Annotated in this window: 12 protein-coding genes; 3 read left to right on the forward strand and 9 right to left on the reverse strand. The window is 73.2% G+C overall.

Going from position 1 to position 17,754, the window contains the following annotated elements:
- Positions 1-101: 101 nt before the first annotated feature.
- The 4 genes from ACIRRU_RS00535 to ACIRRU_RS00550 form a co-directional block, all read right to left on the reverse strand.
- Positions 102-2,561 (reverse strand): [protein-PII] uridylyltransferase, encoded by a 2,460-nt coding sequence (locus tag ACIRRU_RS00535; protein ID WP_403674392.1) that lies wholly within the window; start codon positions 2,559-2,561, stop codon positions 102-104.
- Positions 2,562-2,592: 31 nt separating this feature from the next.
- A complete protein-coding gene (locus ACIRRU_RS00540; protein WP_006127894.1) occupies positions 2,593-2,931 on the reverse strand; it encodes a P-II family nitrogen regulator in 339 nt (112 codons plus the stop codon).
- Entirely contained in the window at positions 2,928-4,286 is a 1,359-nt protein-coding gene (locus ACIRRU_RS00545) for an ammonium transporter (RefSeq protein ID WP_403674394.1), read from the reverse strand. The genes ACIRRU_RS00540 and ACIRRU_RS00545 overlap by 4 nt, the downstream gene beginning before the upstream one ends.
- Positions 4,287-4,663: 377 nt before the next feature.
- Positions 4,664-6,139: a hypothetical protein gene (locus ACIRRU_RS00550; protein WP_403674396.1), complete on the reverse strand. Its 1,476-nt coding sequence runs from the start codon at positions 6,137-6,139 to the stop codon at positions 4,664-4,666.
- 438 nt (positions 6,140-6,577) lie between these two features.
- Between ACIRRU_RS00550 and ACIRRU_RS00555 the strand changes: the two genes are divergently transcribed.
- Complete coding sequence (locus tag ACIRRU_RS00555) at positions 6,578-7,225, forward strand: bifunctional DNA primase/polymerase (protein ID WP_403674398.1); 648 nt, start codon at positions 6,578-6,580, stop codon at positions 7,223-7,225.
- Positions 7,226-7,474: 249 nt separating this feature from the next.
- On the opposite strand, the gene ftsY is transcribed toward ACIRRU_RS00555, so the two are convergent.
- A complete protein-coding gene (ftsY, locus tag ACIRRU_RS00560; RefSeq protein ID WP_363205226.1) occupies positions 7,475-8,677 on the reverse strand; it encodes a signal recognition particle-docking protein FtsY in 1,203 nt (400 codons plus the stop codon).
- Between the two features lie 200 nt (positions 8,678-8,877).
- On the opposite strand from ftsY, the gene ACIRRU_RS00565 reads away from it, so the two are divergent.
- Positions 8,878-9,858 carry an LLM class flavin-dependent oxidoreductase gene (locus ACIRRU_RS00565; protein WP_403674402.1) on the forward strand — a complete coding sequence of 327 codons (981 nt, stop codon included), beginning with the start codon at positions 8,878-8,880 and terminating at the stop codon, positions 9,856-9,858.
- A gap of 36 nt (positions 9,859-9,894) precedes the next feature.
- On the opposite strand, the gene ACIRRU_RS00570 is transcribed toward ACIRRU_RS00565, so the two are convergent.
- From ACIRRU_RS00570 to ACIRRU_RS00585, 4 genes are all read right to left on the reverse strand, one after another.
- Complete coding sequence (locus tag ACIRRU_RS00570; RefSeq protein WP_403674405.1) at positions 9,895-11,313, reverse strand: sugar porter family MFS transporter; 1,419 nt, start codon at positions 11,311-11,313, stop codon at positions 9,895-9,897.
- Positions 11,314-11,527: 214 nt separating this feature from the next.
- Entirely contained in the window at positions 11,528-15,364 is a 3,837-nt protein-coding gene (locus tag ACIRRU_RS00575) for an AAA family ATPase (protein WP_403674407.1), read from the reverse strand.
- Between the two features lie 272 nt (positions 15,365-15,636).
- Entirely contained in the window at positions 15,637-15,849 is a 213-nt protein-coding gene (locus tag ACIRRU_RS00580; protein ID WP_363205223.1) for a hypothetical protein, read from the reverse strand.
- Positions 15,850-16,288: 439 nt separating this feature from the next.
- The gene (locus ACIRRU_RS00585; protein WP_363205222.1) at positions 16,289-16,570 is read right to left on the reverse strand and encodes an acylphosphatase; all 282 of its coding nucleotides are present in this window, start codon (positions 16,568-16,570) and stop codon (positions 16,289-16,291) included.
- A 198-nt stretch (positions 16,571-16,768) separates the two neighbouring features.
- Here ACIRRU_RS00585 and ACIRRU_RS00590 point away from each other — a divergent pair, with 198 nt between their 5' ends.
- On the forward strand, positions 16,769-17,716 hold the full coding sequence (locus ACIRRU_RS00590; protein WP_403674410.1) for a CAP domain-containing protein: 948 nt from the start codon (positions 16,769-16,771) through the stop codon (positions 17,714-17,716).
- Positions 17,717-17,754: the final 38 nt, after the last annotated feature.

The following is a 17,754-nucleotide window of genomic DNA, read 5'->3' on the forward strand; positions in this document are numbered from 1 at the left end:
TCGGGGGCGGGGCAGGTCGGTCGCCCTCCAGGGTATCCGGCCCCCGGAGAACACCAAGCCCTCGCCCGGAACCCGCCGGGCGAGGGCCTGTCGGTACGGGGTCAGCCAAGGCCCTTCTCGATCTCCCGGGCCACTTCGGCGGCCCGGATCTCCGGCAGGGGTTCGCCGTCGGTGCCGGTGACGTAGAAGGCGTCCACGGCGTTGGCGCCGAGGGTGGAGACGTGGGCGCTGCGCACCCGTACGGCGCTGCCCTCCAGGGCGTTGCCGATGCGGTGCAGCAGCCCCGGGGCGTCCTGGGCGCGGACCTCGATGACGGTGGCGCGGCGGGAGCCCGCCGCGGCGACGGTCACCCGGGGCGGCGGGGCCTTCACCCCGCGCCTGCGCGGGTAGGCGGCCTCCCGCTCGGCGAGGCGCGCCCGGATGTCCAGGGAGCCGTCCAGGGCGCGTACGAGGTCGGCGCGGAGCCGGGCGGCCTGCGGGAGCGACCCGTACTCGGCCGCCACCCGCCAGCTGAGCAGCAGCAGGTCCGCCCGCTCCCCCACCTCGTTGGGCAGCTCCACCGCGCGCAGGTCGGCGGCGCGCACGGTGAGGCGGTGCAGGGCGAGGACGCCGGCGGCGGCGGGCAGCACGCCGGGGCGGTCGGGCAGGGCGATGAGGAGTTCGACGCCGACGGGCGGGGCCTCGCCGTCCTCGGCGGGCTCCTCGGGCCGGGTGTGCAGGGCGAGGGCGGGTTCGCCGGTGCGCAGGGCCTTGATCGCGAGCCGTTCGTGCTCGGCGCTGGGGGCCGCCTCCTCGGGTGCCTCGGGGGCCTCCCCGGCGAGGACGGCCCCGACACGTTTGACCAGGTCGGTGACGAGGGAGGCGCGCCAGGCGGACCAGGCGGCGGGGCCGGTGGCCAGCGCGTCGGCCTCGGTGAGGGCGTGCAGCAGCTCCAGGGTGGAGGCGCTGGAGACGGCCCCGGCGACGGCCCGCACGGTGGCGGGGTCGTCCAGGTCGCGCCGGGTGGCGGTATCGACGAGCAGCAGGTGGTGGCGTACGAGGGTGGCGATGACGCCCACGTCGTGCTGGTCGAAGCCGATCCGGGTCGCCATGTCCCGGGCGATGACCTCTCCGGCCACCGAGTGGTCGCCGGGCCAGCCCTTGCCGATGTCGTGGAGGAGGGCGGCGACCAGGAGGAGGTCGGGGCGGTGGACGCGGCGGGTGAGGGAGGCGGCGCGGACGGCGGTCTCCACCAGGTGCCGGTCGACGGTCCAGGTGTGGACGGGGTTGCGCTGGGGGCGGCAGTGGACGCGTTCCCAGTCGGGCAGCAGCCGGGTGATGAGCCCTTCCGCTTCGAGGGCCTCCCAGACGGCGACGGTGGCCTCCCCGGCGCCGAGCAGGGTGACCAGCTCCTCGCGGGCCTCGGGCGGCCAGGGGACGGGCAGCGGCGGGGCGGTGGCCGCCAGGTGCCGGACGAGGTGGCGGGAGAGCGGCAGCGCGGCCTCGGCGGCGGCCGCGGCGGCGCGCAGGGGGAGGACGGGGTCGCGCTCGGGGCGGGCGGCGCGGGCGAGGACCACTTCGCCGTCCGCCTCCACCACGCCGTCGGCGAGCGGGGTGCGCTCGGGGGCGGGCCGGGCGCCGAGGCCGCCGCCGAACAGGGCGCGGAGCCTGGGGCGGGCGGAGCGGGCGCGCAGGACCCGGTTGACCTCGCGCCAGGTGACGTCGGTGGCGTACGAGACCGTCCGCGCGGCCTCGTAGACCTGGCGCAGCAGGACGTCGGCGTCGAGCAGGCCGAGGGCCTGGGCGACCTGGTCCTGTTCCTGGAGCGCGAGGCGGTCGGTGGCGCGCCCGGTGGTGAGGTGGAGGGCGTCGCGGGCGTCCAGGAGGGTGCGGCGGGCCCGGTCGAGTCCTTCACGCGGGGCGTCGGCGACCCAGGAGGCGGCCACGGCGCGCAGGGCGGTGGCGTCGCGGAGGCCGCCGCGGGCCTCCTTCAGGTCGGGTTCCAGGAGGAACTGGAGCTCGCCCGTCCGTGCCGCCCGCTCCTGGCACAGCTCGTGGAGGGCGGGCAGACGTCGGGGGGCCTGGTTGCGCCAGTCGGCGAGGACCGCGGTGCGCAGGGAGGCGACGAGGCCGAGGTCCCCGGCGACCGGGCGGGCGTCCAGCAGCCCGAGCTGGACCTTGAGGTCCTCCCCGGCCGTCTTCCGGGCCTCGCCGGGCGTGCGTACGGAGTGGTCGAGGGCGAGGCCCAGGTCCCAGACCGGGTACCAGACCGCGTCGGCGAGGGCGGAGATGGCCGCCGGGTCGGCGCTGCCGTCGTGCAGGAGGAGCAGGTCGAGGTCGCTGCGCGGGGACAGCTCGCCGCGGCCGTAGCCGCCGACGGCGACCAGGGCGGCGCCGCGCACTCCGGCGCGGTTCGCGGCCGCGGTGAACAGGCCGGTGAGCCAGTCGTCGGTGAGGCGGGCGAGGGCCGCACGGCGCGGCGGCCCGGACCGCGCCTCCTGCTGGAGGAGGCGCAGCCGGGCCGCCGCGTAGCCGCTGGGTCCCGAGTCTTCGCTTTCGGTGATCGCTTCGGTGCTCGTCACCCAGGTGCCTTCCGTTCGGTGGGGCCGTCGGTCAGAGGGCGTCCGGGCCGCGTTCGCCGGTCCGCACGCGGACGGCGGTGTCGACCGGGACGCTCCAGACCTTGCCGTCTCCGATCTTGCCGGTCCGGGCGGCCTTGACGACGACCTCGATGAGCTGTTCGGCGTCCTCGTCCTCGACCAGGACCTCGATGCGGATCTTGGGGACGAGGTCGACGGTGTACTCCGCGCCCCGGTAGACCTCGGTGTGGCCGCGCTGACGCCCGTAACCGCTGGCCTCGGTGACGGTGAGCCCCTGGACGCCGAAGGCCTGGAGGGCCTCCTTGATCTCGTCCAGCCGGTGGGGCTTCACGACCGCGGTGATGAGCTTCATGCGTCCACCTTCTTTGCCTTCGGTACTGCTGTGGTGTCGGGGGCGGGGGCGGGGGCGGTGGTGCGGGAGACCGAGCCGCCGCCGGTGCCGCTGAAGTCGTACGCGGTCTCGGCGTGCTCGACCTGGTCGATGCCGGAGACCTCGTCGTCCTCGGGGACCCGCATCCCGATGGTCTTGTGGAGCACCAGGGCGATGAGGCCGGAGACGACGAGAGAGTACGCGAGGACCGCGACGACGCCGACGACCTGCTTGCCGAGCTGCTCGACACCGCCGCCGTAGAAGAGGCCCGCGGCGTCGGACTGGACGCCTCCGGTGGCGAAGAAGCCGACCAGGATCGAGCCGATGACACCGCCGACGAGGTGGACGCCGACGACGTCCAGGGAGTCGTCGTAGCCGAACTTGTACTTCAGGCCGACCGCCATGGCGCACAGGACACCGGCGACGACGCCGATGGCGAGGGCGCCGAGCGGGGAGACGGAACCACCCGCGGGGGTGATGGCGACGAGCCCGGAGACCGCGCCGGAGGCGGCGCCGAGGGTGGTGAAGGAGCCGTGGCGGAGCTTCTCGTAGATCAGCCAGCCGAGGACGGCGGCGGCGGTGGCGACCTGGGTGTTGAGGAACATGACGGCGCCGACGCCGTCGTCGTTGCCGAGCCAGGACCCGGCGTTGAAGCCGAACCAGCCGAACCACAGGAGGGCCGCGCCGAGCATGACGAGCGGCAGGCTGTGCGGGCGCATCGGGTCCTTCTTGAAGCCGATGCGCTTGCCGATGACGAGGATGACGCCGAGGGCCGCAGCGCCCGCGTTGATGTGCACCGCCGTGCCGCCGGCGAAGTCGATGACGCCCATCTCGAAGAGCCAGCCGCCCGAGCCCCAGACCCAGTGGGCCACGGGGAAGTAGACGACGGTGACCCACAGGACGATGAACAGCGCCCAGGCGGTGAACTTGACCCGGTCGGCGAGCGCCCCGCTGATGAGGGCCGGGGTGAGGACGGCGAACATCAGCTGGAAGGCGGCGAAGACGTAGACCGGGATGGTGTAGCCGTCCCAGAGTTCGGTGACGCCGATCCCGCTGAGGCCGACGTAGTCGCCGCTCCAGCCGATGACCGAGCCGATGTCCGTGCCGAAGGCCATGCTGAACCCGTAGAGCACCCACAGGACCGTGACGATCCCGAGGCTGATGAAGCTCATCATCAGCATGTTGAGGGTGCTCTTGACCCGGACCATGCCGCCGTAGAAGAAGGCGAGGCCGGGGGTCATGAGCATCACCAGGGCCGTGCAGATGAGCATGAACCCGGTGTTGGCGGCAGACAGCTCGGGGGCGTCTGCGGCAAGCGTCGTGATGCCTGGGGGCATCGGCGTCTCCTTGTCGTCGGAGCGGCCGCGGCGTGCGGGGGATGCTGCGGGACCACTGGAACAGGGGTGCGGGCCGGTCGGGGGCGTCCGCCGGACACCCTCCGTGGGCCACGAGACTGACCGAACGCCGTTTCCGGGGATGCCGCACGATGTTTCGCGAGCGTGACGAAGAGGGAGCGCGTGTTACGGCCGAATGAATACGGGGTGGCGCGTCCGGCGCCCTGCCTACCATGCGGCGCGGGCCGCATACGGTGCGGCCGAAACGCCCGGGGCGGCGGAACGGGACCGGCCACGGCGTCCTTCCGGGTGACCAGGCGATGGGGGAGCCGAGTCGGGCTGTACGGAAGGGCGCCGTGGCCGGGGCCTGGTGGTGCCGGTCAGACCGCTTCGGCGGTCTCCGGCAGCTGTTCGTGGAGCAGTTCGGTGAGCCGGGCGACGTCGGCGACGTCGCCGAAGTCCCTGGCGGCGGTGTCGACGGTCTTGCGCAGCCGGGTGTTGACCCGCTCGGAGCGGACCTTCTTGGCGATCTTCAGGGCCTGCCCGGCGAGCACGGTGGACTGCTCCGGCTCGCGCTGGAGGAGGTGGACGGTGGCCATGCCGATGAGGTTGAGCGCGTAGGAGCGCTGGTGCTCGTCGTCCTCGCCGAACAGCTCGACGGCCTTCTCCATGACGGGCTCGGAGAGCGAGGCGTAGGTGGGGCTGCGGCCCGCGACATAGGCCAGGTCACGGTAGGAGTGGGCGTTCTCCCCGTTGAGTTCGGCCTCGGAGAAGAAGCGGATCCAGTCGGGCTCGGGCTCGCCGTCGAGTCCGGCGTCCAGGAAGGTGTCCTCGGCCATCCGCACGGCCCGCTTGCACTTGCTGGGCTGGCCCATGTTGGCGTAGGCGCGGGCCTCCATCGCATACAGCATGGCCTGGGTGCGGGAGGTGGCGCACTCCCGGCTGCCGTACTGGGCGAGGTGGATCAGCTCCAGGGCGTCGTCGGGGCGGCCGAGGTGGATCATCTGGCGGCTCATGCTGGAGAGGATGTAGCTGCCGAGCGGCTTGTCCCCGGCCTCCTTGGCGGCGTGCAGGGCGAGCACGAAGTACTTCTGGGCGGTGGGCTGGAGTCCTACGTCGTAGCTCATCCAGCCCGCCAGCTCGGCCAGTTCGGCGGCGCAGCGGAACAGCCGCTGGGAGGTGGGGCCGGGCTGGGGCTCCTGGAGGAGGTCGGTGACCTCGTGGAGCTGTCCGACGACGGCCTTACGGCGCAGTCCGCCACCGCACTGGGCGTCCCACTGCCGGAACATCGCGGTGGTCGACTCCAGCAGGTCCAGCTCGGGCGGGGAGAGGCGGGAGGGCCGGCGGGCGGCGGCCGGGGACTCCTGTTCGCCCGGCCCCTGGGCGGGCGCGGGCACCAGCCAGCGCTGCATGGGTTCGATGAGGGCGGGGCCCGCGGCCAGCGCGAGGGAGCTGCCGAGGAAGCCGCGCCGGGCGAGCATCAGGTCGCTGCGGGAGAACTCGCTGAGCAGGGCGACGGTCTGCGGACCCGCCCAGGGCAGGTCGACTCCGGCCACCGAGGGTGACTGGTGCGCGGTGCGCAGCCCGAGGTCCTCGACGGCGACGACGGCGCCGAAGCGTTCGGAGAACAGCTCGGAGAGGATGCGCGGGATCGGCTCCCGCGGCTGCTCCCCGTCCAGCCAGCGCCGCACCCGGGAGGTGTCGGTGCTGATGTGATGGGCGCCCATCTGGCGTGCCCGCCGGTTGACCTGTCGTGCCAGCTCGCCCTTCGACCAGCCGCTGCGCACGAACCATGATCCCAACTGCCCGTTGGGACGCTTGCCGGCATCCGTGTCGCCTGCGCCGCTGCCACTCACTGGAACGCCCCCCATCCCGCCGAAACCTCTTCGCGCGAACCAACTGTCAGAATGCCGTGCATCGGTGCCGCCCGTGAGGAATCCGGCCACCGTCGAACAGGAAATCGGGTTGCCTGCGGCATACCCGTGGCGCCCATACTCCCAGGTTCGTGTACCGACGGTAATCCTACGATCACCCCTCTCGCGAGGGGAATTGCAGAAACGCCACCATTCGCCACCCCTTCGAATGAACCCGACTGCCGCCGGGCGCGCTTGACTTGGACCACCACGAGGGAGAGCGGGCGGACGGAAGCGTTCGGGAGCGCACACGCCGTGCCGCACTCCCTCGCGTACCACCGCGCGCACCACTCAATCGCGCTCAACCGCGTTTCAGCGACGGAGGGTTACCCGATTACAGCGGTTCGTAACCACCGGCCAGTCGGACCCGTTGGAGGGGGCATGGGCTTCACGATCGGCGGTATCCGGGAGATGCGATCCGGCGCGCGGCGGCGCGGCCGCGGCGCCGAGGGCATGGCGGTGGCCGAGTACACCGGACTGTGGGGGTGGGCCGTCGCCCCCGGGGCGCGGGCCGCGGCCGGCGCCTGCTCGTGCGGCGATCCGGTGTGCCCCGCGCCCGGCGCCCACCCGCTGGGGTTCGCCCGGGAGGTCCCGGCGGGCACCGGCCTGGACCGGGCGGCGGACGCCTGGGCCGAGACCCCGGGCGCGGCGATGCTGCTGCCGGTGGGCCGCTCCTTCGACGTGCTGGAGGTCGCGGAGCAGGCCGGACGGCGGGCACTGGTGCGGATGGAGCGGATGGGGCTGCCGCTGGGTCCGGTCGCGGTGACCCCGACCGGGCGGGCGCAGTTCTTCGTCGCCCCGGGCGCCGCCGCCGAACTGCCCGCGCTGCTCTACCGGATGGGCTGGGACGACGCGGGCCTGGACCTGCGCGCCCTGGGCCCCGGGGCGCACATCACCGCCCCGCCCTCCGACCTCGGCGGCCTGGGCCCGGTGGCCTGGCTGCGCCCGCCGGTGCTGGACACGGCGGCCGCTCCCCCGCAGGCACGGCTGCTGCTGGGGACCCTGGCCTACGTCAGCCACCGGCTCTAGAGCCGGTGGCTCCACCGGCCTCCGGGACCGAAGACGGCGGACGGGGGGGGGGGGGGCCGGGGGGGGCGCCCCCCCCCCCCCCGGCGCCGGGGGGGGGGGGCCCGCGGCCCCCCCGCCCCCCCCGCCCCCCCGCGCGGCCCCCCCCCCGCCCCCCCGGGGGCCGGCCCCCCCCCCCCCGCGCCCCCGGGCGGGCCGGGGGGGGGCGGCGCGGGGGCCCCCCCCCCCCCCGCCCCCCGTGCCGGGGTGGAGTCAGTCGCCGATCAGAGCGTCCACGAAGGCCCCCGACTCGAACGGCGCCAGGTCGTCCGGGCCCTCGCCGAGACCGATCAGCTTCACCGGTACGCCCAGCTCGCGCTGGACCGCGATGACGATGCCGCCCTTGGCGGTGCCGTCCAGCTTGGTCAGGACGATGCCGGTGATGTCCACGACCTCCGCGAAGACGCGGGCCTGGACGAGACCGTTCTGGCCGGTGGTGGCGTCGAGGACCAGCAGCACCTCGTCCAGCGGGCCGTGCTTCTCCACGACGCGCTTGACCTTGCCCAGCTCGTCCATCAGGCCGGTCTTGGTGTGCAGGCGGCCCGCGGTGTCGATGAGGACGACGTCGGCGCCCTCGGCGATGCCTTCCTTCACCGCGTCGTAGGCGATCGACGCGGGGTCGCCGCCCTCGGGCCCGCGGACCGTACGGGCTCCGACGCGCTCGCCCCAGGTCTGGAGCTGGTCGGCGGCGGCGGCGCGGAAGGTGTCGGCCGCGCCGAGGACCACGCTGCGGCCGTCGGCGACGAGGACCCGGGCGAGCTTGCCGGTGGTGGTGGTCTTGCCGGTGCCGTTGACGCCGACGACCATGACGACGCCGGGGGTCTCGGCGCCGCCCTCGGTCCTGACCTCGCGGTCGAGGTCCGGGCCGAGCAGGGTGATCAGCTCCTCGCGGAGCAGGGCGCGCAGGTCCTCGGGGGTCCGGGTGCCGAGCACCCGGACGCGCTCGCGGAGCCGCTCGACCAGTTCCTGGGTGGGGGCGACGCCGACGTCGGCGGTGAGGAGGGTGTCCTCGATCTCCTCCCAGGTGTCCTCGTCGAGGTTGTCCCGGGAGAGCAGGGTCAAGAGCCCCTTGCCCAGGGAGTTCTGCGAGCGCGCGAGGCGGGCCCGCAGCCGGACGAGCCGCCCTTCGGTGGGCTCGGGGACCTCCAGCGCGGGGGCCGCGGGCTCCTCGGCGACCGGGGGTTCCGCGACGGGGGCGGTGGCGTCCGGAAGGCCGACCTCGTCGATGGTGCGCCGCGCTTCGTCGCGCGGCGTCTCGGCCTCCTCGCCGACGTGCGGCTCGGCGGGAGGGGTGATGGTCGGCGCGGACGGCGGCGGGGGCGGCAGCTGCTTCTTCTTGCGGCTGCTGACCACGAGCCCGCTGATCAGGCCGACCGCGACCAGGGCGATGACTACAACAAGGATGACGATTTCCATAACGGATCCAGTATCGGCCACGGCCGCCGGACGGGCGCCGCCCCGGCGGCCACCTGGCGATCCGGGGAAGCCTTATGCACCTTTTGGCGGCAATCGGGGCGCCGGGGCCCTACCTTTCTGACGCTACGTCAGCTACGGTGCGTCCCGCCCACTGCCCCGTCCGCTGCCCCCGCACGCACTCAGGCGAAGGGACGCCCCTGATGGCCTTCACCGTGGTCCGGTTCAATCTCGTCGAGCCCGACGCCACCCCCGTATCCCTGTCGGCCCGCTACCGCGCCGCGCTGGAGATGGCGGCGTACGCGGACGAACACGGCCTCGACACGGTCCAGACCGAGGAGCACCACGGGGCGGCGAACTCCTGGCTGCCCTCGCCGTTCACCTTCGCCGGGGCGGTCCTCGGCGCGACCCGCCGGATCACGGTGACCGTCTCGGCCGTCATCGGGCCGCTGCACGACCCGCTGCGCCTCGCCGAGGACATCGCGGTGCTCGACCTGCTGAGCGCGGGGCGGCTGGTGACGGTGGCGGGGATCGGCTACCGCCCCGAGGAGTACGAGCGGGCGGGTGTGGAGTGGGGGCGGCGCGGCAGGCTCCAGGACGAGCTGCTGGAGACGCTGCTGTCCGCGTGGACGGGTGAGCCCTTCTCGTACCGGGGCCGTACGGTACGCGTCACCCCGCGCCCCTGCACGCGGCCGCACCCGATGCTGCTGGTCGGCGGCAGCTCGCGGGCGGCGGCGCGGCGGGCGGCGCGGCTGGGGCTGCCGCTGTTCCCGAGCGCGCATCTGCCGGAGCTGGAGGCGTACTACCGGGAGCGGTGCGCGGAGTACGGCACGGAGGGCTTCTGCATGATGCCCGCGGAGCGCACCCAGCTGCTGCACGTCTCGGAGGATCCGGAGCGGACGTGGGCGCTGTACGGGGAGCATCTGCTGCACGAGGCGCGGACGTACGCGTCCTGGCAGTCCAAGGACATCCGCTCGGCGGTGCGCTCGGCTGCGGCCACGGTGGCGGAGCTGCGCGAGGAGGGGGTGTACCGGATCGTCACGCCGCGGGAGCTGGCGGCGCTGGACGCGGACTCCCTGGTGCTGCATCCGCTGTGCGGCGGGATGCCGGTGGAGGAGGGGTGGCGGAGCCTGCGGCTGTTCTGCGAGGCGGCGGGAAAGCCCGCCGCCCCGGCTCGGGAGTGAGCCGGGGCGGCCGGTCGGAAAGCGGGGCCGCGGAGGTCAGCCCATCTCCTCCAGCGACTTGCCCTTGGTCTCCTTCACGAACTTGAGCACGAAGGGGATCGAGAGCACGGCGAAGCAGGTGTAGATGATGTACGTCCCCGAGAGGTTCCAGTCGGCCAGGCTCGGGAAGCTGGCGGTGATCGCCCAGTTGGCGATCCACTGGGCGAAGACGGCGACGCCGAGGGCCGCGGCGCGCAGGCGGTTGGGGAACATCTCCCCCAGGAAGACCCAGACGACGACACCCCACGACAGGGCGAAGAAGAGCACGAAGACGTGGGCGGCGACCAGCGCGACGACACCCTGGGTGGTGGGCAGCTTGCCGTCGACCAGGTCGGCGGAGAAGGCCCAGGCCTCGACGGCCAGCGCGAGCGCCATGCCGACGGAGCCGACGAGGGCGAGCGGCCTGCGGCCCACCCGGTCCACCAGCACCATCGCGATCACCGTGCCGATGATGTTGATGATCGAGGTGGTGAAGGAGTAGAAGAACGACCCACTCGGGTCGATGCCCACGGACTGCCACAGCGTCGCCGAGTAGTAGAACGCCACGTTGATGCCGACGAGCTGCTGGAACATCGACAGACCGATGCCGACCCAGACGATGGGCAGGAAGAAGAAGCGGTTGCCGAGCAGGTCCTTGAAGGAGGGCTTGTGCTCGCTGTGCATGGCCGTCTCGATCTCGGCCACCCGGGCGTCGAGGTCGATGTTCTCGCCTTCGACCTCTCCGAGGATCTTGCGCGCCTCGGCCTTCTTGCCGACCGAGATGAGGAAGCGCGGCGACTCGGGGATCGCGAAGGAGAGGACCCCGTACAGGACGGCCGGGACGACCATCACGCCGAGCATCCACTGCCAGGCCTCCAGGCCGAGGATCTCACCGCGCTGGTCGCCGTCGGCGATCTGGAGGACGGCGTAGTTGACCAGCTGGGAGACGGCGATGCCGATGACGATCGCGGCCTGCTGGAAGGAGCCGAGGCGGCCGCGGTAGGCGGGCGAGGAGACCTCGGCGATGTAGGCCGGGCCGATCACGGACGCCATGCCGATGGCGAAGCCGCCGATGATGCGCCACACCGCCAGGTCCCACAGGGCGAACGGCAGGGCGGAGCCGATCGCGCTGGCGGTGAAGAGCACCGAGGCGATCTGCATGCAGCGGATACGGCCGATCCGGTCGGCGATCCGTCCGGCGGTCGCGGCGCCGATGGCGCAGCCGATCAGCGCGATGGCGATGACCTGGGCCAGCGTGCCGGACCCGATGTCGTAGCGGTCGCGGATGGCCTCGACCGCCCCGTTGATGACGGAGCTGTCGTAGCCGAAGAGGAAGCCGCCCATCGCCGCGGCCGCGGTGATGAAGATGACGTGGCCGAGGTGGTCCGGATGGGCCGCTCGGGTTCCGGACGCCGGTCCGTTCGCTGCGCTGGTCACATGAACTCCTGATGCCTGGCCGCAAGTCAGACGTGGGGGGTGAGCCTTCCCAGTGGGGCACAACATTCGCCCCGCCACCACTTGAAGGCAAAATCAACTTCGCAGAGGCTATGCCTTCAACAAACGAAGCCAAACAGCGGGTCCGCCGCCGTCTGCACGGGAGCGCGCGACGGGTGTCGTGCCCCTCCGGCGCACTCCGGCGTAAGGCCGGGCGTCAGCGCAGCCGCTGGCTGATGACCTTGGAGACCCCGTCGCCCTGCATGGACACGCCGTACAGCGCGTCGGCGACCTCCATCGTCCGCTTCTGGTGCGTGATCACGATCAGCTGGGAGCTCTCCTGGAGCTCCTCCATGATCCGGATCAGCCGCTGGAGGTTGGTGTCGTCGAGCGCGGCCTCGACCTCGTCCATCACGTAGAACGGGCTGGGCCGGGCCTTGAAGATCGAGACCAGCAGCGCTACGGCCGTCAGGGACCGCTCGCCGCCGGAGAGCAGCGAGAGCCGCTTCACCTTCTTGCCCGGCGGACGCGCCTCGACGTCCACCCCGGTGGCCAGCATGTTGTCCGGGTCGGTCAGGATCAGCCGCCCCTCGCCGCCGGGGAAGAGCCGGGCGAAGACGCCCTCGAACTGGCGGGCGGTGTCGTGGTAGGCCTCCGTGAAGACCTGCTCGACCCGCTCGTCGACCTCCTTGATCACCTGGAGCAGATCGGCCCGGGTCTTCTTCAGGTCTTCGAGCTGCTCGGAGAGGAACTTGTGCCGTTCCTCCAGCGCCGAGAACTCCTCGAGGGCGAGCGGATTCACCTTCCCGAGTTGCTGGTACGCCCGTTCGGCCGCCCGCAGCCGCTTCTCCTGCTCGGCCCGGACGAAGGCCTTCGGCTGGTGACGCGAATGCTCCGGATCCTCCGGCAGTTCCTCGCCCTCGGCGGCGGGCGACGGCGGCACGGGCTGGTCCGGCCCGTACTCGGAGACCAGCCCCGCCGGTTCGACGCCCAGCTCCTCCAGGGCCTTCGTCTCCAACTGCTCGATGCGCAGCCGCTTCTCCGCGCCCAGCACCTCGCCCCGGTGGACCGAGTCGGTGAGCTTGTCCAGCTCGGCCTTCAGATCACGGCCCCGTACCCGCTCGGCGTCCAGCCCGCGCTCGCGTCCCGCCTTCGCCGCCTCGGCCGACGCCCGCTCCTCGTCGGCGCGGACGAGGGACACCTCGACGTGGGCCAGCAGCTGCCGGGCCCCCGAGGCGACGGCACCGGCCACGGCCGCCTCGTGGCGCAGCCGGGCCCGGCGCTGCTCGGCGCGGGCGCGGGCCTCCCGTTCGGCGCGGGCCGCCCGGTCCAGCGAGTCGGCGCGCCCGGCCAGCGCCTTGACCCGCTCCTCGTGCGTACGGGCCTGGAGCCGGGCCTCCATCTCGGTCTGGCGGGCGTTGGCCCCGTCGGCGGCGAGCCGGTCCCGTACGGAGGTGTCGGGCTCCTCGTCGACCGGGGCCTCCTCGGCGACCAGCAGCCGCTCCGCCAGCTCCTCGGCCTCCTCGGTGGCCCGCTCCAGGGCCTCCTCGGCGCGGGCGGCGGAGGCGGTCATGCGCTCGGCCTCGCCCGCCGCGCCCCGGGCCTGCCCGGCGAGCCGCCCGAGCTGCTGGGCGTACCCGGACTTCTCCCGCTCGGCCGCCCGGCGGCGCTCCCCCAGCTCCTCGACGAGCGCGGCCGACTCCGTGCGCCGCTCCCCCGCCAGCCGCTGGGCCTCGGCCAGCTCCTCGCAGCGCACGGCCAGGCCGGCCAGCTCGGCCGCCGCCTCGTCCACAGAAGCCTGCACCTCCAGGAGGCTGGGCGCCCCGGCGGACCCGCCGTGCGCGAAGTGGGCGGAGAGGACGTCCCCTTCCCCGGTCACCGCGGTCAGCTCCGGGTGCGTGGCGACGAGCGCCTCGGCGTCCTCCAGAGTGGCCACGACGACCATGTCCCGCGCGAGACGGCGTACGGCGTCGACCAAGGCGGCGGGTCCGCTCACCAGGTCCGCTACAGCGGGGGCGGTGACGGCGGGGGCGCGGCCGGTACGGCCCTGCGCGGGCAGTGGGGCGGACGCGGCTTCCGCGGTCGCGCCCCGGCCGTGCTCGCCGGACTGCTCCGGTACGGGAAGGGGGCGGCCGTCCGCACCAGGGACAGGGACGGGGGCGGGGACGACCGGGGCTTCGACACCGGCGGCGGCACGGACACCGGAACCGGACGCGTCCCGAGCCTCGCCACCGGAACGGGACGCGAACCGGGCGTCGGCATCGGCACCGGACGCGGACGGCATCCCGGCCCCGGCACCGGACCGCGCCCCCGGCCCGGACGGCTCGTCCGCCGCTCCGCTCGCGAGCAGCATCGCCGCGCGCCCCGCGTCCCGCTCGCGCAGGAGCCGGATCGCGTCGGCGGCCGTGGCCGGGTCCGCGACCGCCACCGCGTCCGCCGCGGCGCCGAGGGCGGCGGCGACCGGGACCTCGTGGCCGGGCGCGACGGTCAGCAGTTCGGCGGCCGGGCCGAGCAGGCCGGTCAGCCGGTCCCGGGCCCCCAGCAGCGCCCCCGTACCGTCCTTGCGGCGCAGCCCCAGGGCCAGCGCCTCGTGCCGGGCCGCGACCGCCGCCCGGCTGCGTTCGGCGGCCGTGGCCTCGTCGCGGGCGGCGCCGTGGGCGCTCTGGGCGTCGGCCAGGGCCCGTTTGGCGGCCTCGTGGCGGGCGGCCAGCTCCTCGTCGTCCGCGTCCAGGCCGTCCACCTCGGCCTGGAGCTGCTCGTACTCCTGCTGTGCGGTCCGCGCGCGCTCCTGGGCCTCGTCGCGGGAGGCGGCCAGCCGGTCGATCTCCGCCTGCGCCGAACCGGCCCGGCTCCGGGCCGCGTTGACCTGGCCGCTGAGCCGGGCGAGCCCTTCGCGGCGGTCGGCGATGGCGCGGGCGGCGTCCTTGAGCCGGCGCTCCTCGGCGGCCAGTTCCCGCTCCAGGTCGGCGCGGTGGGCGGCGGTGTCCTCCAGCGCGTGCTCGGCCGCCTCCAGGGACGCCGTCAGCTCCGCCTCCTGCTCGCGGACCCGGGCGGCCTCGCGCTCCAGGTCCTCCGGGTCGCGGCCCCGGCGCTCCTCGGCGGGGACCTGGGTGGCGCTTCTGACCCGGGCGTCGGCCAGCGAGATCGTGCCGCGGACCCGCTCGGCCAGCTGGGACAGCTCGTACCAGGTCTGCTGGGCGCGCTGGAGCCGGGGCGCGAGGCGGCGCACCTCGCCCTCCAGCTCGGCCTCCCGGGCCAGCGCGGCCCTGAGGTCGCTCTCCGCCGCCTCCTTGCGCTTCTTCAGCTCGGCCTCGTCGGCGATCTCGTCGCGGAGGGCGTCCCGCAGGATCACCAGGTCGTCCGCGAGGAGCCGGAGACGGGCGTCGCGCAGATCTGCCTGGATGACGGCGGCCCGGCGGGCGACGGCGGCCTGGCGGCCGAGCGGTTTGAGCTGGCGGCGCAGTTCGTCGGTGAGGTCCTGGACGCGGGCGAGGTTGGCGCCCATCGCGTCCAGCTTCCGCAGCGCCTTCTCCTTGCGCTTGCGGTGCTTGAGCACCCCCGCGGCCTCCTCGATGAACGCCCGGCGGCCCATCGGGTCGGCGTGCAGGACGGAGTCCAACTGGCCCTGGCCGACGATGACGTGCATTTCCCGGCCGATGCCGGAGTCGGAGAGGAGTTCCTGGATGTCCAGCAGCCGGCAGGTGTCGCCGTTGATCTGGTATTCGCTGCCGCCATTGCGGAACATGATCCGGGTGATCGTCACTTCGGCGTACTCGATGGGCAGCGCGCCGTCGGAATTGTCGATGGTCAGCGATACTTCGGCGCGGCCGAGCGGGGGCCGCCCGGTGGTCCCGGCGAAGATCACGTCTTCCATCTTGCCGCCGCGCAGCGATTTGGCCCCCTGTTCCCCCATGACCCAGGAGAGCGCGTCCACCACATTGGACTTTCCTGATCCATTGGGCCCGACGACGCAGGTGATCCCCGGTTCGAACCGCAGGGTGGTGGCGGACGCGAACGATTTGAAACCACGCAGGGTCAGGGCCTTGAGGTGCACGCCGCCGGACTCTACCTTTCGCCGTCGGTTTCGCTGATGAAGGTGCAGGGCACATCAGACGGTAAGCGACGACCGGTACGCCAGGGGTGGGGGCCGGGCACAGAAAAAGGGACGCCGAGGCGTCCCTGTGGTTCTGCTCGTGGTCGTGCGGCCCTGCGCGGCGCATGCCGACACGCGGACATGCTGATGCCGGTGCGCAGGGCTGATCAGAGAGATGTTCCGAGGCTACTGAGCCGTGGTCCGGCCCGACCGGCCCGTGAGGGCCCTCGTGGTCAGGTCAGCGCGGGCTCGCCCTTGGGTACGTCGAGGTCGATGCTGTCGAGCAGCGACTCCTGGTGCTGGGCGGCGGCGTTCAGCGCGTCGTTCTCGTCCTGGATCCGGGTGAGCTCGGATTCCAGGTCCTGGACGCGCTGCTGGAGCCGTCGCATCTCGGCGAGGAGTCGCGGGTCGGAACCGCCGACGTAACCGAGAAGCGCCTTTGCCATGATGGATGGTCCTCCACAATGAGTGACCGACCGATGCGGTGTGGGTCGTCGTCAGGGAATCGCACCCGCGGCGCTCGGCAGGGCTCTTCAATACTGCGGTTCTGCTGGTGACCAGCTCTACCGAACAGCTCAGGTGCGCGGGGTTTTCAGCGTCTCACCAAAAAGTTTGACGGTCAACACGATCACACCCCGTGGGCTCGGACACCCCGGGGCGCGCGGCCGGACGATCATGCGGCGCGGCTCTCCTGCGGGGCCCCGAGGGGCGTGGAGATCTTCGTCAATGCCGCAGCCTTGCACGACATCCGCCATCTGGCAACCATCGGTCGCCGCCGGGCCCCTTCGCAGGTCATTTCGGGTGCGGAGGCACGGACGCGGGCCGCGGCGACCGTGCGGAACGCTCCGTTCACCGAGTGGGCCGCCGCGCTCTCACGGGCGGGGGTCAGCGGATGGCGAATCCCTCGTATCCACCGCGCGGCGTGTCCCAGATCTCAGTGACGCCGTCCACGCGCCCGGGTGTGTCGTCGGAGCGCAGCCAGTCCAGCAGACGGTGGCAATTCTCACGTGTCCCTTCGGCCACGATCTGCACTCTGCCGTCGTCGAGATTGAGGGCGAAGCCGATGAGCCCGCCGATCTCCAAAGCATTTGCCCTGGTGAACCAGCGGAAGCCTACTTGCTGTACTCGACCGCGTACCCAGACGACGAGGCGCGCATCTTCGTTCATGCCCGAACGCTAACCGGTCAATTGATCGGGATGCACTCCACCCCCTTTAGGCCATGGGCTACAGTCCGGACGCAATAGCTTCACTCGATCGGGTGAGTAATGGATCAGGGTCGACTAATAGTCGATCACCGGGCATTCGATCACCAGGCAGTCGAACGGCGTCACCGCGACGTCCGGAGCATCAGGAAGGCACAGCGCATGGGACGCCACCGACGATCCGCCGCAGGCCCCGCCGCTGAAGAACCCGTGGCCCGGACCTCCTCGCGGCACAAGGGCACGCGCCGGAAGAAGTCCTCCGTCCCCGTGCGCACCGGTCTCCTCGGCGCCTCGGCGGCCGTGGCCGTCGGGGCCGTCGCCGTGGCCTCGGGCCTGCTGCCCGGCGGCGGGTCCTCCACCTCCGGTGACGTCAGCGCCGCCGACCAGGTGCACACCGACGGCGTACCGGACCTGCTCACGCAGGGCGGCAGCTCCACGGCGCCCGCCGACCGGTCCTCCTCCCCCGCCGACCGGGGCAGCGAGCGCCCGCAGGCCCCGGCCGGGACCCCGTCGAAGTCGCCGTCCACCAGTGCGTCGCCCTCCGCCGGTCCGTCGAAGTCGGCGTCGCCGTCCAGGACCCCGGCCGAGAAGCCGTCCGCCGTCCCGTCGCAGCGGACGAAGGCGCGCACCACGGCCCCGAAGCCGAGCACGCCCCCGGTGAGCAAGGCCCCGGCGCCCTCGAAGACCCCCGCCGCCCCGACGCCGACCAAGAAGCCGACCCCCTCCCCCACCGACGCCACCGCCCGCTCCGAGGTGCTGGCGCTGGTGAACCAGGAGCGCGCCAAGGCCGGCTGCTCCCCGCTGAGCACCAGCGCCCCGCTCACCTCCCTCGCCCAGAACTTCAGCGAGGACATGGCCGCGCGCGGCTTCTTCGACCACACCGACCCGGACGGCGACAGCCCCTGGGACCGGGCCGCGCAGGCGGGCGTCCAGGGCCTCGCCGCGGAGAACATCGCCCGCGGCCAGGCGGACGCCCGAGCGGTGATGGAGGGCTGGATGAACAGCGACGGCCACCGCGCGAACATTCTCAACTGCGACTACAAGACCATCGGCATCGGCGTCCACGAGGGCTCCGGCGGCCCGTGGTGGGTCCAGAACTTCGGCTTCTGACCCGCCCCCCGCGCACCTCCGCTTACTCCTGTGCAGCG

This window comes from Streptomyces sp. NPDC101181 (assembly GCF_044767975.1).
Taxonomy (GTDB): domain Bacteria; phylum Actinomycetota; class Actinomycetes; order Streptomycetales; family Streptomycetaceae; genus Streptomyces.

Coding starts and splice junctions, on each gene's coding strand:
- ACIRRU_RS00540 (WP_006127894.1), bottom strand. CDS start 2,931: ATGAAGCTCATCACCGCGGTCGTGAAGCCCCACCGGCTGGACGAGATC.
- ACIRRU_RS00545 (WP_403674394.1), bottom strand. CDS start 4,286: ATGCCCCCAGGCATCACGACGCTTGCCGCAGACGCCCCCGAGCTGTCT.
- ACIRRU_RS00555 (WP_403674398.1), top strand. CDS start 6,578: ATGGGCTTCACGATCGGCGGTATCCGGGAGATGCGATCCGGCGCGCGG.
- ftsY (WP_363205226.1), bottom strand. CDS start 8,677: ATGGAAATCGTCATCCTTGTTGTAGTCATCGCCCTGGTCGCGGTCGGC.
- ACIRRU_RS00565 (WP_403674402.1), top strand. CDS start 8,878: ATGGCCTTCACCGTGGTCCGGTTCAATCTCGTCGAGCCCGACGCCACC.
- ACIRRU_RS00580 (WP_363205223.1), bottom strand. CDS start 15,849: ATGGCAAAGGCGCTTCTCGGTTACGTCGGCGGTTCCGACCCGCGACTC.
- ACIRRU_RS00585 (WP_363205222.1), bottom strand. CDS start 16,570: ATGAACGAAGATGCGCGCCTCGTCGTCTGGGTACGCGGTCGAGTACAG.
- ACIRRU_RS00590 (WP_403674410.1), top strand. CDS start 16,769: ATGGGACGCCACCGACGATCCGCCGCAGGCCCCGCCGCTGAAGAACCC.